This window comes from Microbacterium sp. MMO-35 (genome assembly GCF_037147555.1).
In the GTDB taxonomy this organism is placed as follows: domain Bacteria; phylum Actinomycetota; class Actinomycetes; order Actinomycetales; family Microbacteriaceae; genus Microbacterium.
On the sequence record NZ_JBBCVH010000003.1, the window covers coordinates 185,527 to 204,443 of the forward strand.

General features: G+C 72.2%; 15 protein-coding genes. 10 read left to right on the forward strand and 5 right to left on the reverse strand.

Going from position 1 to position 18,917, the window contains the following annotated elements; genetic code table 11:
* Positions 1-342 precede the first annotated feature (342 nt).
* From WFJ01_RS07755 to WFJ01_RS07770, 4 genes are all read left to right on the forward strand, one after another.
* A complete protein-coding gene (locus WFJ01_RS07755; RefSeq protein WP_336628719.1) occupies positions 343-1,617 on the forward strand; it encodes a DUF445 domain-containing protein in 1,275 nt (424 codons plus the stop codon).
* Positions 1,618-1,950: 333 nt separating this feature from the next.
* Positions 1,951-2,772 (forward strand): type IV toxin-antitoxin system AbiEi family antitoxin domain-containing protein, encoded by an 822-nt coding sequence (locus WFJ01_RS07760; RefSeq protein ID WP_336628720.1) that lies wholly within the window; start codon positions 1,951-1,953, stop codon positions 2,770-2,772.
* Between the two features lie 420 nt (positions 2,773-3,192).
* Positions 3,193-4,095: an agmatinase family protein gene (locus WFJ01_RS07765; protein ID WP_295035207.1), complete on the forward strand. Its 903-nt coding sequence runs from the start codon at positions 3,193-3,195 to the stop codon at positions 4,093-4,095.
* Between the two features lie 7 nt (positions 4,096-4,102).
* Positions 4,103-4,477 (forward strand): DUF2568 domain-containing protein, encoded by a 375-nt coding sequence (locus WFJ01_RS07770; protein ID WP_336628721.1) that lies wholly within the window; start codon positions 4,103-4,105, stop codon positions 4,475-4,477.
* Between the two features lie 74 nt (positions 4,478-4,551).
* On the opposite strand, the gene WFJ01_RS07775 is transcribed toward WFJ01_RS07770, so the two are convergent.
* Positions 4,552-5,199: an SDR family oxidoreductase gene (locus tag WFJ01_RS07775; RefSeq protein ID WP_292884366.1), complete on the reverse strand. Its 648-nt coding sequence runs from the start codon at positions 5,197-5,199 to the stop codon at positions 4,552-4,554.
* 197 nt (positions 5,200-5,396) lie between these two features.
* A complete protein-coding gene (locus WFJ01_RS07780; RefSeq protein WP_336628722.1) occupies positions 5,397-6,392 on the reverse strand; it encodes a LacI family DNA-binding transcriptional regulator in 996 nt (331 codons plus the stop codon).
* 177 nt (positions 6,393-6,569) lie between these two features.
* Between WFJ01_RS07780 and WFJ01_RS07785 the strand changes: the two genes are divergently transcribed.
* From WFJ01_RS07785 to WFJ01_RS07805, 5 genes are all read left to right on the forward strand, one after another.
* Positions 6,570-7,832 carry a sugar ABC transporter substrate-binding protein gene (locus tag WFJ01_RS07785; protein ID WP_336628723.1) on the forward strand — a complete coding sequence of 421 codons (1,263 nt, stop codon included), beginning with the start codon at positions 6,570-6,572 and terminating at the stop codon, positions 7,830-7,832.
* Between the two features lie 2 nt (positions 7,833-7,834).
* Positions 7,835-8,971 carry a carbohydrate ABC transporter permease gene (locus WFJ01_RS07790; protein ID WP_251446485.1) on the forward strand — a complete coding sequence of 379 codons (1,137 nt, stop codon included), beginning with the start codon at positions 7,835-7,837 and terminating at the stop codon, positions 8,969-8,971.
* The gene (locus tag WFJ01_RS07795) at positions 8,968-9,840 is read left to right on the forward strand and encodes a carbohydrate ABC transporter permease (protein WP_251446482.1); all 873 of its coding nucleotides are present in this window, start codon (positions 8,968-8,970) and stop codon (positions 9,838-9,840) included. The genes WFJ01_RS07790 and WFJ01_RS07795 overlap by 4 nt, the downstream gene beginning before the upstream one ends.
* A complete protein-coding gene (locus WFJ01_RS07800) occupies positions 9,837-10,571 on the forward strand; it encodes a peptidase E (protein ID WP_336628724.1) in 735 nt (244 codons plus the stop codon). The genes WFJ01_RS07795 and WFJ01_RS07800 overlap by 4 nt, the downstream gene beginning before the upstream one ends.
* Positions 10,572-10,635: 64 nt before the next feature.
* A complete protein-coding gene (locus tag WFJ01_RS07805; RefSeq protein WP_336628725.1) occupies positions 10,636-12,498 on the forward strand; it encodes a glycogen debranching N-terminal domain-containing protein in 1,863 nt (620 codons plus the stop codon).
* Between the two features lie 162 nt (positions 12,499-12,660).
* Here WFJ01_RS07805 and hutI read toward each other — a convergent pair whose 3' ends face one another.
* From hutI to hutH, 3 genes are all read right to left on the reverse strand, one after another.
* Positions 12,661-13,902, reverse strand: coding sequence for an imidazolonepropionase (gene hutI / locus WFJ01_RS07810; protein WP_336628726.1), 1,242 nt, complete (start codon positions 13,900-13,902; stop codon positions 12,661-12,663).
* Between the two features lie 99 nt (positions 13,903-14,001).
* On the reverse strand, positions 14,002-15,693 hold the full coding sequence (hutU, locus tag WFJ01_RS07815; protein ID WP_251446471.1) for a urocanate hydratase: 1,692 nt from the start codon (positions 15,691-15,693) through the stop codon (positions 14,002-14,004).
* Positions 15,686-17,227: a histidine ammonia-lyase gene (gene hutH, locus WFJ01_RS07820; protein ID WP_251446468.1), complete on the reverse strand. Its 1,542-nt coding sequence runs from the start codon at positions 17,225-17,227 to the stop codon at positions 15,686-15,688. The genes hutU and hutH overlap by 8 nt, the downstream gene beginning before the upstream one ends.
* Before the next feature lie 291 nt (positions 17,228-17,518).
* On the opposite strand from hutH, the gene WFJ01_RS07825 reads away from it, so the two are divergent.
* A complete protein-coding gene (locus WFJ01_RS07825) occupies positions 17,519-18,853 on the forward strand; it encodes a purine-cytosine permease family protein (RefSeq protein ID WP_295034146.1) in 1,335 nt (444 codons plus the stop codon).
* Positions 18,854-18,917: the final 64 nt, after the last annotated feature.

Sequence of the window (18,917 nt, forward strand, 5' to 3'; positions counted from 1 at the left end):
CCTCCCGGGTCGCCGGCGCGGGACGCCGTGCGCCGGGAGCGCCGTGCGGTGGTCGCCGGATGCGGGCGTCGGACCTCCGACGCCGCAGCCGATCGCGCTGGGGCGCTTGCGAGAGGGATCCGTTTGGGGACGGATCCCTCTTCCCCCGCCGTCACCTGTCGCCGCGCCCGCCGGCTGTCGTCCCTCTCCCGTCTCCTGTCGCCGTACCCGCCGGCCGTCGTCCCTCTCCCGCCTGCATGCCCGCCGGCTTCACGCGCCACAGGCGCCGTCTGCATCGATCGCACACTCGGCCCGTCGTGCACGCTACGGCCGCTCCGGCCCCCGGGATGGAAGGATGGCCCCATGGCGCACGCCCGTGAAGCACTGCTGTCCCCCGCCGATCAGGAGCGCCTCCGCGCCCTGCGCCGGATGAAGGCCGTCGCCCTCGCCGCGCTCGGGATCATGGCCGTCGCCTTCGTGCTGGCGTTCTGGCTGCAGGCCCGCTATCCGTGGCTCGAGTACGTGCGCGCCGCCGCGGAGGGCGGCATGGTGGGCGCCCTCGCCGACTGGTTCGCCGTGACGGCGCTGTTCCGCCGTCCGCTCGGGCTGCCGATCCCGCACACCGCGATCATCCCCAACCGCAAGGACGAGATCGGACGCACGCTCGGCGAGTTCGTCGAGACCAATTTCCTCTCCGCCGAGGTCGTGCGCACGAAGCTCTCCGAGACCTCGATCGCCGCGCGGCTCGGATCCTGGCTGGGAGATCCCGCCCACGCCGAGCGGGTCTCCAGCGAGGGATCCACGATCGCCTCCGCCGTCCTGCGCGCCCTGAGCGACGACGATGTGCAGAGCGTGATCGCCGAGCTCGCGCGCGAGCACCTCGTGGAACCGGAGTGGGGCACGCCGGCGGGCGCCTGGCTGCAGCGGATCGTCGAGGCGGACGCCCATCGCGGGGCGGTCGACCTCGCCGTCGACAGCATCGCGACCTGGCTGGACGGCAACGCGGCGGCGTTCCAGGGGCTGCTCTCGCGCCGGCTGCCGGGGTGGGTGCCGCGACTCGCGCACCGGTTCGTGGACGAGGCCGCCTACAACGAAGCCGTGCGGTTCGTGCGGGCCGTGCAGGCGGATCCGCGCCACCCGGCCCGGCTCGCGCTGGACGGCTACCTCGCCCGCCTCGCGGACAACCTGCAGCACGACGCCGGCACTCGGGCGCGCCTCGAGAACGCCAAGGCCGCCGTGTTCGACAGCCCCCGCGTCGGGGCGCTGGCGGCAGAGGCTTGGAACGCGGCGAAGACCGGACTGCTGTCGGCACTCGCGGATCCGGAGAGCGGCCTGCGCCGTCGGGCCGCGGCGGCGCTCGCCGAGCTCGGGGGCCGCCTCGCCACCGAGGAGCCCTTGCAGCGGCGGGTGGACGGCTGGGTCACCGACGCCGCCGTGTTCCTCGTCGACCGCTACCGGCACGACATCGCCTCGATCATCACCGACACCGTGGAGCGGTGGGATCCCGCCGAGACCACGGAGAAGATCGAGCTCATGGTCGGCCGAGACCTGCAGTACATCCGGCTGAACGGCACGGTCGTCGGAGCGCTCGCCGGACTCGCGATCTTCGCCGTCGCGCACGCGGTCATCCCGGTGTAGCGGGGCCGGCGCTCGGGGCGCGTGGGGCGCGCGGGCCGCGGGGGCCGCGGCGTGGGACGGGCGGGGCGTGGGCGTGCGGGGCGTGGGCGTGCGGGGCCTGGGCGGGCGGGGTGCGCGCGGGGGCGTGGATCCCGCCAAGCCGTCACGATCAGCACACCCTGTCACGATCAGCGCACGGATCTGGCGCTTTCGTGTGCCGATCGTCGCATCATGTGCTGATCGTGTCAGTCGAGGTGCCCGCCGATCGTCCTCCACAGCCGACGGTCATCGAGGGTTGTGCACAGATCCTGTGACCACCGCCCCGGGGACGACGGAGTTCGCCACCCTCGTAGCATGCTTTCTCTGATCGATACGATCCGCCGCCGGGGCGGCATCGCCCCTGGTCCGGAACTGCAGCGCCTCGGCTTCACGCGGACGACGCTCTCCCGAGCCGTGCGCGCCGGAACGGTCGACCGCCTGAGGGACGGCGTGTTCGCCGTCGGTCCGATCGCTCCCGATGTCCGTGCCGCGGTCGCGCACGGTGGCGCGCTCACCTGCGCGAGCGTGCTGACGGAGCGAGGGATCTGGGTGCTGCCCGAGGTCACCGGACCGCACGTCTGGCTCGGCGCGGGGCGGCATGGCCGCACGCACCCGGACTGCGCCTGCGTTCCGCACTACTACCGCGGCTCGCCACCGCTCGGTCAGACCAGCATCGAGACCGCCCTGCTGCACCTGCGCCTCTGCGCCGGGGACGAGGCGTTCTTCGCCGCTTTCGAGTCGGCGTGGCGGAAACGGCTTCTGCCGGCGGCGGCGCGGAGGCGGATCCGCGATGCGCTGCCGGCCTCGGCACGCTGGCTCACGGAACTGGCGCGACCCGATGCCGACAGCGGACTCGAATCGCTGCTGCGGCTGAGGCTGCATGCGATCGGTCTGCGCCTCGCCTGCCAGGTGCAGATCGACGAGGTCGGCAGAGTCGACTTCATGGTCGGCCGGCTCATCATCGAAGTGGACGGCAAGGAGAACCACGACGGACCGGTGAAGCGGCACCGGGATCTCGTGCGCGACGCGGCCGCCGCGCGTCTCGGATACCGCACCCTCCGGTTCGACTACGCGCAGGTCGTGCACGACTGGCCTTCGGTGCAGGCCGCGATCCTCGCCGCGCTCCGTGGTCTGTGACGATCGGGGTGTGACGATCGGCACACCCTGTCACGATCAGCACAGGAGTCCGGGGGTGTCGTGTGCTGATCGTGACGGCCTGTGCCGATCGTGACATCCTGTGCGATCGTGACGGACGGTCCAGGACCGGCGTGGAGGGGCCGACCCCAAAGCCGGGCACCAGCCCAGGGTGGGGCCGGCGCCAGGAGCCTGGCGTGGCGGAGGGGCCGACCCCAAAGCCGGGCACCAGGCCAGGGTAGGGCCGACCCCAAGGCCAGGGGCCGGGCCAAGGCGAGGGCTGGCGTGGGCTCCGCACCACACGCCGCACGAAGCCGGGTGTCTCGTGGGCCAGACAGCGCTCGGCGGCACGCCACCGCCGAGGGCCGGCGCCGTGGCACGCTTTCTATCGGATGCGGTCCGCGCCTCCGAGAAGGGACTCCCATGGCACTGTCGCACGATCCCCTCTGGCCCCGCGGGGGCGACTGGCCCGCGTTCGGCACCCCCGCCGACGCGGTCGTGCTCGGAGTTCCGACCTGGCGCACGTCGCTCTCCCCCACGGGCGCGCATGCGACGCCGGCCGCGATCCGCGAAGCGCTCCGCCGCTACAGCCCGACCCTGATGGGCCCGCCCATCGTGGATCTGAACGCCGTGCTGCAGATCTCCGACGCCGGCGACGTGCACGAGCCCGACGGCGACGAGGGTGTCGCGCGCACGATCGCCCGCGTGTCCCAGCTCGCCGCGGCCTCCCGGCTGGTGATCGCCCTCGGCGGCGACAACTCCCTCACCTACCCCGTCGCCCTCGGATCCGGATCCACGGGTCTCATCACGATCGACGCGCACTTCGATCTGCGCGACGGCGTCTCGAACGGTTCGCCGGTGCGCCGCCTCGTCGAGGACGCCCCCGAGGGATCCGCGATCGATCCGCACCGGATCGTGCAGATCGGCATCGCGGACTTCGCGAACTCCGCGGCCTACGCCCAGCGCGCCGCCGACTGGGGCATCCGGGTCATCACGCTGGACGAGGTGCGCCGCCGCGGCATCGACGACGTCGTGGCCGAGGCCGTCGAGATCGCCGGCGCCGGAGACGCCTCCCGCGTGCACCTCGACATCGATGTGGACGCCTGCGACCGCGCCGCGACGCCGGGGTGCCCGGCCAGTGTGCCGGGCGGGTTCGCCGCCTGGGAGCTGCGCGCGCTGGTGCGCGGCATCGCCGGCGACCCCCGCGTCGTTAGCGCCGACATCGCCGAGGTGGACGCCACCGCCGACGACGAGGATGCGCGCACCGTCCGCCTCGCCGCGCTCTGCGTGCTGGAGCTGCTCGCAGCGCTCGCCGGCCGGGCCTGATCCGCCGATGAGCGGGAGCCGCGCGCGCGATCCGTTCCTCGGGGGCGGCCCCGCCGTGCGCGTCGCGCTGGGGCTGCGGTTCGTGATCGAGCTCGCGCTGCTGGCCGGCGCGGCGACCGCTGCGGTACGGCTCCTGCCGGGCTGGCCGGGGTGGATCGGCGCCGTCGTCGCGGTCGCGGTGCCGGCTGTGATCTGGGGGCTCCTGCTCTCGCCCCAGGCGCGCTTCGACATCCGCCCCGGGGGACGCGTGCTCCTGGAGACTGTGCTCTTCGGCGCGGTCGGAGCGGCGCTGTGGGCGAGTGGACTCGGCCTCGCCGGGGTCGCGCTCTTCGCCGTATGGGGTCTGGACCGGATCGCGCTGGCGGCGCTCGACCGCCGCTGACCGCCCGCGCCGCCCGGCTCGACGGCTCCACAGCCGCCCGCTGGCTCGGCTGCTGGTCGACCGATGCTCGGTGCTCAGCCGGCGCGCAGAGCCTCGTCGACGGGCACCTCTCCGGCGTTGAACCGGATCGTGCGCCCGATGGTCGCCGGCTCGAGGAGCGTCTGTGCGATGACCTGCGCGACGTCGGCGCGGGACACGCTGCCCGAGGTCTCCGCCGTGGCGTCGATCCGTCCCGTCGCCTCGTCCAGGGTCAGCCGACTGGGGGCGAGCACCGTCCAGTCCAGGCCGGATGCCCGCAGTGCCTCATCGGCCTGCGCCTTCGCCTCGGCATAGGCGAAGAAGGAGTCGGTCGCGGGGATCCCGTGCTCGAGCGAGGATCCGAAGTATGACACCATCACGTACCGCGCGACGCCCGCGTCGGCCGCCGCCGCCATCGACCGGACCGCGGCATCGAGGTCGACGGCACGCGTGCGTTCCGCCGATCCGCCGCCGGCGCCTGCCGACCACACGACCGCGTCGTGCCCGGCGATCAGTGCGGCCATCGCCTCCCGCGACGCCGATTCGACGTCGAAGACGACCGGGTCCGCGCCGGTCGCGCGCACGTCGTCGCTCTGGCCGGCGTCGCGGATCACCGCCGTCACCTGGTCGCCGCGCGCCGTGAGGAGGGGTTCGAGGAGCAGGGCCACCTTGCCGTGGCCGCCGAAGATCAGGATCCGTGCCATGCCTCCACGCTATGCCCGATCCGGCGGACGCGGGCGGGCGGATCCGGATCCGCTCCTCACGCGACGAGACCCGGGACGACTCGCCCGGCCGGGCCGCAGACGACGCGAGCGCCGGCACCAGCCCGAGCGCCGGCACCAGCCCGGCACCAGCCCGGCACCAGCCCGGCACCGCCGCCGTACCATCGCCGCCGCTTCGGCTAGCGCACCACCAGGCGGGGCTCGATGAGCGCGTGCGCCGTGCCGGCCCGCACGTCCCGCGGGGTGACCGTCTCGCCGGTCGGCCCCATGAGCAGCTCCAGGGTCGCCGCCGCGACGTCCTCGGGGCGCTGCTCCACGCTCGAGAAGCCGAGCGCCTCCGCGGTCGGCGTGTTGTCGAACCCGATCACGGGCACCCGTGCGGATCCCTCCGTCTGCGCGAGGAGGGCGCCGATCGCGAGGGAGTCGCTCGCGCACACCACCGCGTCCACGTCCGCCTCCGCGCCTGCGACGACGGCCCGCGCCCGCGCGACGTCCTCCTGGGTCGTCCACCGCGGACCCGTCGCGCCGGCCGCGGCCATCGCCTCCCGCCAGCCGCGTTCGCGATCGTCTCCGGTGCCCGATCCCGTCGGCCAGCCGAGGAACGCGACGCGGGAGCCGAAGTCGAGCGCGTGCTCGGTGGCGGCCCGGGTGCCGGCGGCCCCGTCGACGTCGACCCAGAGGTGCTCGGGGGCGGCCAGGTCGTCCTCGCCCCAGGGGCGCCCGAAGGCGACGAAGGGCAGCTGCGCGTCGCCCAGCCACCGGGTGCGCGGGTCGCCGTGGAACGTGCCGGTGATGATCGCCGCGTCGATCTCCGACCCCTCCCAGAGCTCCGCGAGCCGGGCGATCTCGTCGTCGGCCGTGCGGGCGGCATAGACGAGCATGCGCATGCCGCGCTCGCTCGCGCGCTCGGTGAGGGCGTGCACGAAGCGGTCCAGCACGACCCCGGAGACCCCGCCGACATAGGGATCCAGGTGGATGCCGATCGTGGAGCTGCGGCGGGTGCGCAGCTGACGGGCGGCGGCGTGCCGCCGGTAGCCCAGCTCGACGATCGCCTGCTGCACGCGCTCTCGGGTGGCCGGCTTCACGATCGCCGGGGTGTTCAGCACGTTCGACACGGTCTGCCGCGACACACCGGCGCGCTGCGCCACGTCCTCGACGGTCGGCGTCCTGACCATGTCTCTCCCCTTCCGGATCCGGCTCGGGATCCGGGACCACCTTCCCACCTTGACACCCCGGGCTCCTGCCGCCTAGCGTATTCGACACGGAGTTTGATCGTTCAAATTCTTGCGACGGCGTCCCGTCGCCACCGAGAAGCACACATCATCACGGATGCTCATCAAGGGAGAAGAGACATGACACGGCACAGCATGTGCGCCGCGATCGGGGCCGGAGCCCTCGTCCTCGCCGGCGCGATCGCACTCACCGGCTGCGGTTCGGGGTTCTCCGGCGGCGACGCCGGCAGCACCGGATCCTCGACGCTCACCTCGTCCGACAAGCCGCTGAACATCCTCATCGGCTCATCCGGCGACGCGGAGACCAAGGCGGTCAACGACGCCGTGGCCGCCTGGTCGAAGACGTCGGGCGTCAAGGCGACGGTGACCGCGGCGAGCGACCTGAACCAGCAGCTCTCGCAGGGCTTCGCCTCCGGCTCCCCCGCCGACGTGTTCTACCAGTCCACCGACGCCCTGGCCGGCTACGCCTCGAACGGGTCGCTCCTCGCGTACGGCGACCAGCTCAAGAACAAGGACGACTTCTACCCGAGCCTGCTCACCTCGTTCACCTACGACGGCAAGCTGTACTGCGCCCCGAAGGACTTCTCCACGCTGCAGCTGGTGATCAACACCGATCTGTGGGCGAAGGCCGGGCTCACCGATGCCGACATCCCGAAGACCTGGGACGAGCTCGCCACCGTCTCGAAGAAGCTCACCGCGGACGGCCACGTGGGCCTGTCCATGAGCGGCGAGTACGCCCGCGTCGGCGCCTTCATGGTCGCCGCCGGCGGCGGCCTGATGAACGCCGACTCGACCAAGGCCACGGCCGACGCCGAGGGCAACGTCAAGGCGCTCGACTACCTCAAGGGGCTGCTGAACGACGGCTCGATGAAGTTCGCGGCCGATCTCGGATCCGGCTGGGGCGGCGAGGCCTTCGGCACCCAGAAGGCGGCGATGGTCGTCGAGGGCAACTGGATCACCGGCGCCATGACCAACGACTACCCGACCGTGAAGTACAAGGCGGTGGAGCTGCCCGCCGGCCCCGACGGCAAGAAGGGCACGCTGCAGTTCACCAACTGCTGGGGCATCGCCGCCGACAGCAAGAACCAGAAGGCCGCCCTCGACCTCGTCGAGCACCTCACCAGCGCCGACAGCCAGCTGGCGTTCTCGAAGGCGTTCGGCCCGATGCCGTCCATCAAGTCGGCCGCGGACCAGTGGAAGAAGGACAACGCCGCTCTCGTGCCGTTCCTCAACGGCGCCGAGTACGCCCAGGGCGTGCCGACCCTCAAGGGCGCGAGCGATGTCGTGACCGACTTCAACGGCAAGCCCGGCTCGCTCGCGACCGGCGACCCGAAGGCGATCCTCGATGCCGCGCAGAAGAACCTGGAAGCCCTGACCAAGTAATCATGGCCTCCTCCACCGTGCGGTCTCCCCGTTCCGCGGCCCATCAGGGCCTGCGGCGCGGTGAGACCGCATCGGGGTGGCTCTTCACCGCCCCGATGCTGATCCTGCTCGGCCTGTTCCTGGTCGTCCCCGTCCTCATGGCGCTCTGGGTGAGCGTGAGCGACTGGGGCGGCCGGGGCTCGCCCTTCTCCGGCGGCGTCTCGTTCGTCGGCCTGAAGAACTACGCCGCCCTGCTGCTCGGCGGCGGACTCGCCGAGGCCGACTTCGGCATGAGCCTCAAGAACAACGCGTGGTACGTGATCCTCGTGGTCCCCTGCCAGACCGCGCTGAGCCTGTTCCTCGCGGTGCTCGTGAACCGGCAGATCCTCAAGGGACGCGGGTTCTTCCGCACCGCCTTCTACTTCCCCTCGGTGACCAGCTCCGTCGCGATCACCGTCCTGTTCCTGTTCCTGTTCTCCACGACCGGCGCGGTGAACGCGGCGCTCGGCTGGCTCGGCATCAACGGGCCGAACTGGCTCAACGACCCGTCCGGGATCCTGCATTTCGGCGCGACCGGCGGACCCGCGGCGCTCATGCAGAACAGCTTCCTCGGCGTCTCGTTCTGGGACTGGATCGGCGGTCCCAGCGTCGCGATGTGCGTCTACATCATCATGGCGATCTTCACGACGAGCGGAACCTTCATGCTGCTCTTCCTCGCCGCGCTGCAGAACATCTCCGGCGAGGTGCAGGAGGCCGCGATGATGGACGGCGCGAACGGCTGGCAGCGCTTCTGGCGGATCACCCTGCCGCAGCTGCGACCGACCCTGTTCACGGTGCTCACGCTCGGCCTGATCGGCTGCTGGCAGATCTTCGACCAGATCTACACCGGCACCCGCGGCCAGCCCGCCAAGACCACCATCACCCCGGCGTATCAGTCGTACCAGTCGTCGTTCCTCAACCAGGAGTGGGGACAGGGCGCCGCGATCGCGTTCATCCTGTTCGTGATCATCATCGCCTTCACGCTGATCCAGCGCTGGGTGCTGCGCGAGCGCCCGGTCTCGCGGCGCCGCAACCGTCTGTATCTGGAGGCCGCCGAGCGCGCCGCCCGTGCGGTGGCCGCCGACCGGACTCCTGCGACGAGCGAAGGAGCTCCGCGATGACCGCCCCCGCCTCCCCGGTCCCCCGCCGCACGCGGCGCGGCACCGTGCGGATCGCGTCCACCTCGCTGCTGTACGCGCTGCTGATCGCCCTCGCCCTGGTCTACATCTACCCGTTCCTCATCCAGGTCGCCACGAGCTTCAAGACGGATCCGGATGCGGCGGCGAACCCGCTCGCGCTGGTGCCGCAGACGTTCACCACCGAGGCGTACACGCAGCTGTTCCTGCGCAGCGACTTCCCCACCTGGTTCAAGAACTCCGTGGTCGTGACGATCGTGGTCACCGCGGGCCGGGTGTTCTTCAACTCGCTCGCGGGCTACGCGCTGGCGCGCCTCCGCTTCCGCGGGCGCACCGTGGTGTTCGCCGGGCTCATCGCCGTCATGAGCGTTCCGGCCGTGGTGCTGCTGATCCCGAAGTTCCTGGTGATCAACACCCTCGGCATGTACGACTCGTACGCGGGCATGATCCTGCCGCTCCTCGTCGATGCCGCCGGGGTGTTCATCATGAAGAACTTCTTCGAGTCAATCCCCGTCTCCGTCGAGGAGCAGGCGCGGATCGACGGCGCCGGCACCTTCCGGGTGTTCTGGTCGGTCGTGCTGCCGATGGCGCGCCCCGCCCTCATCACGATCGTGATCCTGTCGTTCCAGGGATCCTGGAACGAGCTGGCGCACTTCATCGTCTCCACCCAGTCGCCCGAGCTGACCACGCTCACGAAGGGCGTGGCGCAGCTCGCGAACGGACAGCTCAGCCAGGGCCGCCAGTATCCGCTCAAGCTCGCCGCGGCCATCATCATGACGATCCCGGTGGCGGTGATGTTCTTCCTGTTCCAGAAGCGCATCATGAACTCGAGCGACGGGGCGGTGAAGGAGTGACCGCCGACGCACCGACGATCCTCGCCACCTGCGGAGGGATGGTCGACGGCGGCTGGCACGACGCCGCCTACGGGCCCCTGGTGCACCTCGCGATCGAGCTCGCCGGCGTGACCGGGCGCGCTCCCCGCGTCGCCCACGTGAACACCGCCGGCGGCGATCCACGGTCCGCCGAGGGTGCGGAGCTCGAGGCCGCCCGCGCGTCCGGAGTCGAGGGCAGCCACATCCGGCTGTTCCCGCATCCGAACCACGAGCGCCTCGCGGAGCACGTGCTGAGCCGCGATGTGATCTGGGTGAGCGGAGGCAGCGTGGTGAACCTGCTCGCCGTGTGGCGGGCGCACGGCCTGGACGACCTGCTGCGGCAGGCCTGGGAGGCCGGCGTCGTCCTCGCGGGCGGATCCGCCGGCGGGCTGTGCTGGCACAGCGGCGGGACCACCACCTCGTTCGGCCCGCAGGCGACGGCGGTGGCCGACGGCCTCCGCTTCCTTCCCGGATCCTTCAGCCCGCACCACGACTCGCAGCCCGCCCGGCGGCCGGCTTTCCGCGACGCCATCGCGGAGGGCCGGATCCCGCCCGGATACGGCGTCGAGGAGGGCGTCGGCCTGCTCTACCGCGGCACGGAACTCGCCGAGGTCGTGACGGAGCGACCGGACGCGCACGCCTGGGCCGTCTCCGCCGATGGCGCCGAGGAGCGCCTGCCCGCCCGGATCCTCCCCTCCCGCCCTCTGTCCTGATCCCCGTCCTCTCCCCCGCCCGGCGGGCACCCCGCCCGCGCACCGCCCCTCACGAAGGAGCCCCATGACCGACACCCCACTGCAGCCCCTCCTGAACGACGCCGTCATCGTCCTCCAGGCGCCGACCCAGGTGTGGTCGGATCAGACCGGAGACATGGGATCCGCGCCGATCCACGGGGTCTACCACGGCGACCTGCGTCACGTGCGCGCGCTGAGCGTCGCCATCGAGGACACCGAGATCGAGACGATCGCGTGCTCCGCCCCGACCCCGCAGCAGGCGGTGTTCGCGGCGGTGCTGCGCGGCGTCGACGACGACCAGCCCGACCCCAAGGTGCGGCTCGACCGGACGCGGACCGTGGGCGCCGGCCGGGTCGAGGAGCGGATCCGGGTCTCCTCGCACCGCGAGGTGCCCGTCCCCATCGCTCTGACCGTGACGCTCGCGCCCGACTTCGAGCCGCTGCAGCGCGTCAAGGCCGGACTCCCCGACCCCGGAGCCTGGGCCTGGGACGGCGAGCACGCGTCCTCGGGGCCGGCGTCGTTCGCGCTGACGGCTCCGGGAGCGGCGATCGCGGTCGAAGGGGTGACCCTCGCGGTCCGCTGGACGACCGTGCTGGAGCCGCGCTCGACGGCGGAGTTCTCGTTCGCGCTCGCCCTCGAGGATGCGACGCTGGTCGTGACGGCTCCCGCGGACGCCGCGCACGCGGCCGTGCCCGCTACGGGCGACCCGCGCCTGCGCCACTGGCTCGACCGCGCCGCCGGCGACCTCGCCGCCCTGCGCCTCGCGCTTCCCGCGCACCCGGACGACGCGTTCTACGCCGCCGGCGCACCCTGGTTCTTCACCCTGTTCGGCCGCGACTCGATCTGGGCCGCGCGCCTGGCGCTGCGCCAGGACCCGGAGATCGCCGCCTCGACCCTACGGGTGCTCGCGCGCCTGCAGGGCACGAAGAAGGATCCGGCCACCGCCGAGGCTCCGGGCAAGATCCCGCACGAGCTGCGCAGCGGCGCGCTGTCGCTGCCGAACGAGGGCGTGCACCTCCCCCCGCTGTACTACGGCACGGTGGACGCGACCCCGCTCTGGGTCTGCCTGCTCGCCGACGCCCGCGACGCGGGCATGCCCGAGGCCGAGGTACGGGAGCTCCTGCCGAGCCTCCGGGCGGCGCTGGGCTGGATGACCGAGCACGGCGACGCGAGCGGATCCGGCTTCATCGACTACGTCGACGAGACCGGGCACGGACTCGCCAACCAGGGCTGGAAGGACTCCGGCGACTCGATCCAGTGGCGCAGCGGCCGGCTGGCGGAGGGCCCGATCGCGCTCAGCGAGGTGCAGGCCTACGCCTACGAGGCCGCCGTGCGCGGCGCGGACCTCCTCGATGCCCTGGGCGAGGACGGCGCTGAGGGGCTGCGCGCCTGGGCCGCGGATCTGCGCGCCCGCTTCCGCGCCGCCTACTGGGTGACCACGCCCGAGGGACGCTACCCGGCGATCGCGCTGGACGCGCACGGCGCGGCGGTCGACACCCTCACGAGCAACATCGGTCACCTGATCGGCACCGGCCTGCTGGATCCGGACGAGGAGCGCGCCTGCGCGGCGCTGCTGCTCGGCGACTCGATGTCGAGCGGCTTCGGGATCCGCACGATGTCCTCCGGGGCCACCGGTTTCTGGCCGCTCAGCTATCACGGCGGCAGCGTCTGGGCGCACGACACCGCGGTGGCCGTGCACGGCATGCTCCGCGCGGGGCTCCGCGACGAGGCGGCCGCCGTCGCGGGTCAGCTCGTGGACGCCGCCGAGGGCTTCGACTACCGGATGCCGGAGCTGCACGCCGGCGACACCCGCACCCCGGGCGTCGCACCCGTGCCGTACCCCGCCTCGTGCCGCCCGCAGGCGTGGTCGGCCGCCGCGGCCGTGGTCTGCGCGGAAGCGCTGGGCTGAGTCCCGCCCTCGCCGAACGGGTGGTCCGCCAGGCTCGGGCCGTCACGATCAGCACACGGTGCGACGATCGGCACAGGATTCAGACCAGATCCTGTGCCGATCGTCACAACCTGTGCTGATCGTGACGTCGCCGGTCGGCGCGCGCCGGCCGGCGAACCCGTCTCAGACCGCGCGCACGCCGTCCTTCCAGACGGCGTCGACGAGCGGCACGCCGGGACGGTAGGCCAGGTGCACACGGCTGGGGCTCTTCAGCAGCACGAGGTCGGCGCGCATCCCCGGAGCGATGCGGCCGATGTCGGTGCGGCGCAGGGCCGCCGCTCCCCCGGCCGTCGCCGCGTGGATCGCCTCGGCGACGGTCATCCGCATGTCGCGCACCGCGACGGCGATGCAGAAGGGCATCGACGAGGTGAAGCTCGATCCGGGGTTCGTGTCGCAGGCGATCGCCACGGTCACGCCGGCGTCGATGAGCCGGCGGGCGTCGGGATAGGGCTGGCGGGTGGAGAACTCCACGCCGGGCAGGAGCGTGAGGACGGTGTCGGATCCGGCGAGCGCCGTCACGTCGTCGTCGGTGAGGTAGGTGCCGTGGTCGATCGAGGCGGCGCCGAGGTCGACCGCCAACTGCACGCCCTCGCCGGGGCCGAGCTGGCTCGCATGCACGCGCGGCTGCAGGCCGCGCGCGATGCCGGCCTCGAGCACGCGCCGCGACTGGGGCACGGTGAACGCACCCGTCTCGCAGAACACGTCGATCCACTTCGCATGCGGAGCGCAGGCGTCGAGCATCTCCCCCGTGACGAGGTCGACGTAGTCGTCGCCGCGATCGGCGTACTCGGCGGGCACGACGTGCGCGCCGAGGAAGGTGACCTCGGGGGTGACCTCGGCGGCGAGGCGCACCAGGCGCTCCTCGGTCGCGACGTCGAGTCCGTAGCCGCTCTTGATCTCGACCGTCGTGGTGCCCTGGGCGAGCATCTCGTCGAGGAAGCCGCGCAGGCGCGCCCGCAGCTCGTCGTCGCTCGCCGCCCGGGTGGCGGCCACCGTCGAACGGATGCCGCCGGCGGCATACTTCTGGCCCTGCATGCGGGCCTCGAACTCCGCGGCCCGATCGCCGCCGAAGACGAGGTGGCTGTGGCTGTCCACGAAGCCCGGGATCACCGCGCGCCCCGCCGCGTCGACGACGGTGAGCTCGTCGGCGTGCGACGGCTCGTCTCGCTTCGCTCGCTCAACGACTCCGTCGGCGTCCGCCGCCGCTCCGACCCACGCGATCCGGTCGCCCTCGATGAGCACGGCGGCATCGTGCCGCGTGCCGCAGGGGTCTCCGGTAGCTCCGACCGATCGATCCGGCTCTCCGACCGCGGGGGCCGGGTCGTTCGTCGTCAGCTCGCCGATGTTCGTGATGAGGATCCGCATGTCCCGCCGCCTTTCCAGAAATGGTCGCGTCCCGCCCTGCGCTCCCCCATCCCCCGACGAGGTGCGCAGAGCGGGACGCCGTCTGTGTCCGAGCTCGGCTCAGAGTCCCATCGGGACCTTGAGGCCGCGCTCGCGCGCGATGTCCTTCGCGTGGTCGTAGCCCGCGTCGACGTGCCGCATGACGCCGGTGCCCGGGTCGTTGGTGAGCACGCGCTCGAGCTTCTCGGCGGCCAGGGCGGATCCGTCCGCGACGGTCACCTGACCGGCGTGGATGGAGCGGCCGATGCCGACGCCGCCGCCGTGGTGCAGCGACACCCAGCTCGCCCCCGACGCCGTGTTCAGCAGGGCGTTGAGGAGCGGCCAGTCGGCGATCGCGTCGGATCCGTCCTTCATGGCCTCGGTCTCGCGGTACGGGCTGGCGACCGAGCCGGAGTCGAGGTGGTCGCGGCCGATGACGATCGGCGCGGACAGCTCGCCCGAGGCGACCATCTCATTGAACTTCAGGCCCGCCAGGTGGCGCTCCTTGTAGCCCAGCCAGCAGATGCGGGCCGGCAGACCCTCGAAGTGCACCTTCTCGCCGGCCTTCTCCAGCCAGCGGTGCAGCGCGGCGTCCTCCGGGAAGAGCTCCGCGATGGCGCGGTCGGTCTTGTAGATGTCCTCCGGGTCGCCCGAGAGCGCCGCCCAGCGGAACGGGCCGCGGCCCTCTTCGAACTGCGGGCGGATGTACGCCGGCACGAAGCCGGGGAACTCGAACGCGCGGTCGAAGCCTCCGAGCACCGCTTCGGCGCGGATCGAGTTGCCGTAGTCGAACACCGCGGCGCCCGCGTCCTGGAACGCGACCATCGCGCGGACGTGCGCGGCCATGGCCTCGCGCGAACGGCGGGTGAACTCCTCGGGGTCGCGCTCGGCCTCGGCCTTCCAGTCCTCGACCGAGATGCCGATCGGCAGGTACGCGAGCGGGTCGTGCGCGCTGGTCTGGTCGGTCACGATGTCGATCGGCACGCCCCGGCGGAACAGCTCGGGGAAGATCTCCGCCGCGTTGCCGACGATGCCGACGGAGAGGGCCTCGCCCGCCTCCTTTGCGGCGACCGCACGGGCGATCGCCTCGTCGAGGTCGGTGTAGTAGACGTCGAGGTAGCCGTGGTCGACACGGCGCGCGAGACGCGACTCGTCGACGTCGACGATCAGGCAGGCGCCGTCGTTCAGGGTGACGGCGAGCGGCTGCGCACCGCCCATGCCGCCGGCGCCGCCGGTGAGCGAGAGCGTGCCCTTGAGGGAGTCCTTGCCGAGCGAGCGGGCCACGGCCGCGAACGTCTCGTAGGTGCCCTGCAGGATGCCCTGGGATCCGATGTAGATCCAGGATCCGGCCGTCATCTGGCCGTACATCATCAGGCCCTCGGCCTCGAGCTTGCGGAACTCGGGCCAGGTGGCCCAGTCGCCGACGAGGTTGGAGTTGGCGATGAGCACGCGCGGCGCCCACTCGTGCGTGCGGAACACGCCGACCGGCTTGCCGGACTGCACGAGCAGGGTCTCGTCGGGCTCGAGCTCGTCGAGCGTGCGCACGATCGCGTCGTACGCCTCCCAGCTGCGCGCGGCGCGGCCGGTGCCGCCGTAGACCACGAGGTCCTCGGGGTGCTCGGCGACCTCGGGGTCGAGGTTGTTCATGAGCATCCGCTTCGCGGCCTCGGCGCCCCAGCTCTTCGCGGTGCGCTCGTTGCCGCGGGTGGCGCGGATGGAGCGGGTCGGGTCCGACAGGGTCGGGCCCGCCGTGGTGGTGGTGGTGTCAGTCATTCGCGTGCTCCTTCGCAATCGCAGCGATCTGGCCGGACTGCACGAGCGCAGCGACGGCCTCCATGTCAGGGCTGAGGAATCGGTCGGGGCCGGGGCCGCCGGCCACGGTGCGGACGAGGTCGCGGACCGCACCGGTGGCGGGTCCGGCCTCGAGGGGCGCGCGCAGGTCGAGTGCGCGGGCGCCGGTGAGGATCTCGATCGCGAGGACGCGGCCGAGGCCGTCGATCGCGCGGCGGAGCTTGCGGGCCGCGGCCCAGCCCATCGAGACGTGGTCCTCCTGCATCGCGGAGGACGGGATCGAGTCGACCGAGGCCGGCACGGCGAGGCGCTTGAGCTCGGAGACGATGCCGGCCGCGGCGTACTGAGCGATCATCAGACCGGAGTCGACGCCGACCTCGTCGGCGAGGAACGGCGGCAGGCCGTGACTGCGGGCCGGGTCCAGAGCGCGGTCGGTGCGGCGCTCCGCGACCGAGGCGACGTCGGCGACCGAGATCGCGAGGAAGTCGAGCACGGCGGCGACGGGCGCGCCGTGGAAGTTGCCGTTGGACTCGATCCGTCCGTCGCTGGTGACGACGGGGTTGTCGACGACGCTCGCGAGCTCGCGCTCCGCGATGGTGGCGGCGTAGGATGCGGTGTCGCGGGCGGCGCCGTGCACCTGCGGCGAGCAGCGCAGCGAGTAGGCGTCCTGCACGCGCCCGTCCTCCGGGCCCTTGTGGCTGTGCACCATCGGCGAGGATCCGAGGAACGCGCGCAGGTGCGCCGCGGACACGGCCTGGCCGAGCTGCGGGCGCAGTGCCATGAGGTCGGCCGCGAAGACCGCGTCGGTGCCGAGCTGCGACTCGATCGACATGGCCGCCGAGATGTCGGCCGTGAGGAAGAGGTCCTCGAGGTCGTGGAGGGCGAGGACGAGCATGCCGAGCATGCCGTCGGTGCCGTTGATGAGGGCGAGGCCCTCCTTCTCGACGAGCTGCAGCGGGGCGATGCCGGCCGCGGCCAGCGCGTCGGCGGCCGGCACCTTCTCACCGGAGGCGTCGCGGACGTCGCCCTCGCCCATCGAGGCGAGCGCGATGTGCGCGAGCGGGGCGAGGTCGCCCGAGCAGCCGAGGGAGCCGTACTCGCGCACGATCGGGGTGATGCCCGCGTTGAGCATCGCGGCGTAGGTCTCGACGACCTGCGGGCGGACGCCGGTGTGGCCGGAGGCGAGGGTCTGCAGGCGCAGCAGCTGGAGGGCGCGGATGACCTCGGTCTCGACCTCGGGTCCGGTGCCGGCGGCGTGCGAGCGGATGAGGCTCTGCTGCAGCTGGCGGCGGCGCTCGGGCGCGATGAAGGTGGTGGCCAGCGCCCCGAAGCCGGTGGAGACGCCGTAGTGCGGGTTCGGGTCGGCGGCCATGCCGTCGATCACGCCGCGCGCGGCGGCGACCCGGTCGAGGGCGCCCGCATCGATGACGATCGGGGCGTGGTGGCGGGCGACGGCGACGACATCCTCGGGGCGCAGCGGCGCCGCACCGACGGTGACAGGGGAAGTGTGGGGCATGAGACGATTCCACACCCTCGCCTGCCGCTCGAACAGGGCGCAGGACGACGTCTTGTCTGTGATCACAGACAGTCGTGGCGAGCACGCACATCGCTTGAATCGGGTGTCGAGACCCCGTGCACCCGGCGGGAGCGATGACCACGATCCGCGGCCCCAGCACACCGCGAGCGGGACGGCGGATGTGCGACCTGTCGATCAGCAGACGACATCAGTGCAGATCGCACATGGTGGGGCGCGCGGCACGTCACTAGCGTGAGCGGCACCATCCTCTTCCGCCCGAAGGAAACCACCATGGCCCGCATCGCGCCGCACGACGACTTCGCCCTCTCCCGCGTGACACCCGAAGCACGAAAGCCCTGGTTCGGCATCGCCGTGCAGCGCTTCGGCCAGGTCTCCGCCCTGTCGCAGTTCCTCCTCGGCGCCACCCTGGGCTACGGGATGAGCTTCGGGGAGGCGGCGCTCGCGTTCCTCCTCGGATCCGTGATCCTCGAGGTCATCATGTGCATCGTCGGATTCATCGGGCAGCGCGAGGGCCTGAACACGGCGCTCCTCGCCCGCTGGACCGGCTTCGGCGAGATCGGCGCGGCGCTCGTCGGGCTCGCGATCGGCATCAGCCTCATCGGCTGGTTCGGCATCCAGTCCGCGATCTCGGCGCAGTCGCTCGACGCGCTCATGCCCGGCGTGCTGCCGACCTGGCTGTGGAGCCTGCTGTTCGGCCTCGCCGTCACCGCGATCGTCGCGTTCGGCTTCCTCGGCATGCAGTGGCTCGCGAACATCACCGTGCCGCTGTTCCTCATCCTCGTGGGCTGGTCGGTGATCTCCGAGCTCAGCCGCCACGACCTCGGCACGCTGCTCACGAGCCCCGCGCCGGGACCGCACATCAGCGTCTGGGCCGGCACCGGCATCGTCGCCGGCGGTCTCATCGTGGGCGCGATCATCACCGGCGACATGACCCGCTTCAACCGCTCCCGCGCCGACGTCGTCAAGCAGACGGTCGTGGGCGTCACCCTGGGCGAGTTCGTGATCGGCCTGGCCGGGGTGCTCCTCGCGCACGCCGCGAAGTCGGGTGACATCGTCGCGATCGTGACGAGCTCAGTCGGCCTGGTCGGTCTCATCATCGTCATCACGGGAACGCTCAAGATCAACGACTGGAACCTCTACTCCTCGGCCCTGGGCCTGGTGAACTTCGTGTCCACGACGTTCGGCAAGAACCTGCACCGCGTGACGACGACGATCGTGCTCGGCGTGGTCGGATCCGTCCTCGCCGCCGCCGGGATCCTCGGGCAGTTCACCCAGTTCCTCATCGTGCTGAGCGTCGCGTTCCCGCCGATCGCCGGCATCATGGTCGCCGAGTACTTCGTCGTGCGGCGCTGGCGCGGGGAGCTCGACGCCAGCCGCGAGGAGGGGGTGCTCCCCGCTTCCGCCCCGCGCATCGTCCCCGCCACGATCGTGGTCTGGCTGGTCTCGTCCCTCGTCGGCTACTTCGTGACCTGGGGGATCCCGTCCCTCATCAGCCTGTTCCTCTCGATGGTCCTGTACATCGCGGCGGGCAAGCTGGGCCTCGTCCGCGGCGTCGGCGCGGTCCCCACCCGTCAGGCCGACCCCGCGGAGACCGCGGCGGTCTGACCCCCAGACTCCGTCGCGGGGCACGGCGCCTTCCGATTCCCCGCGACGGGACCATCCGTCTCAG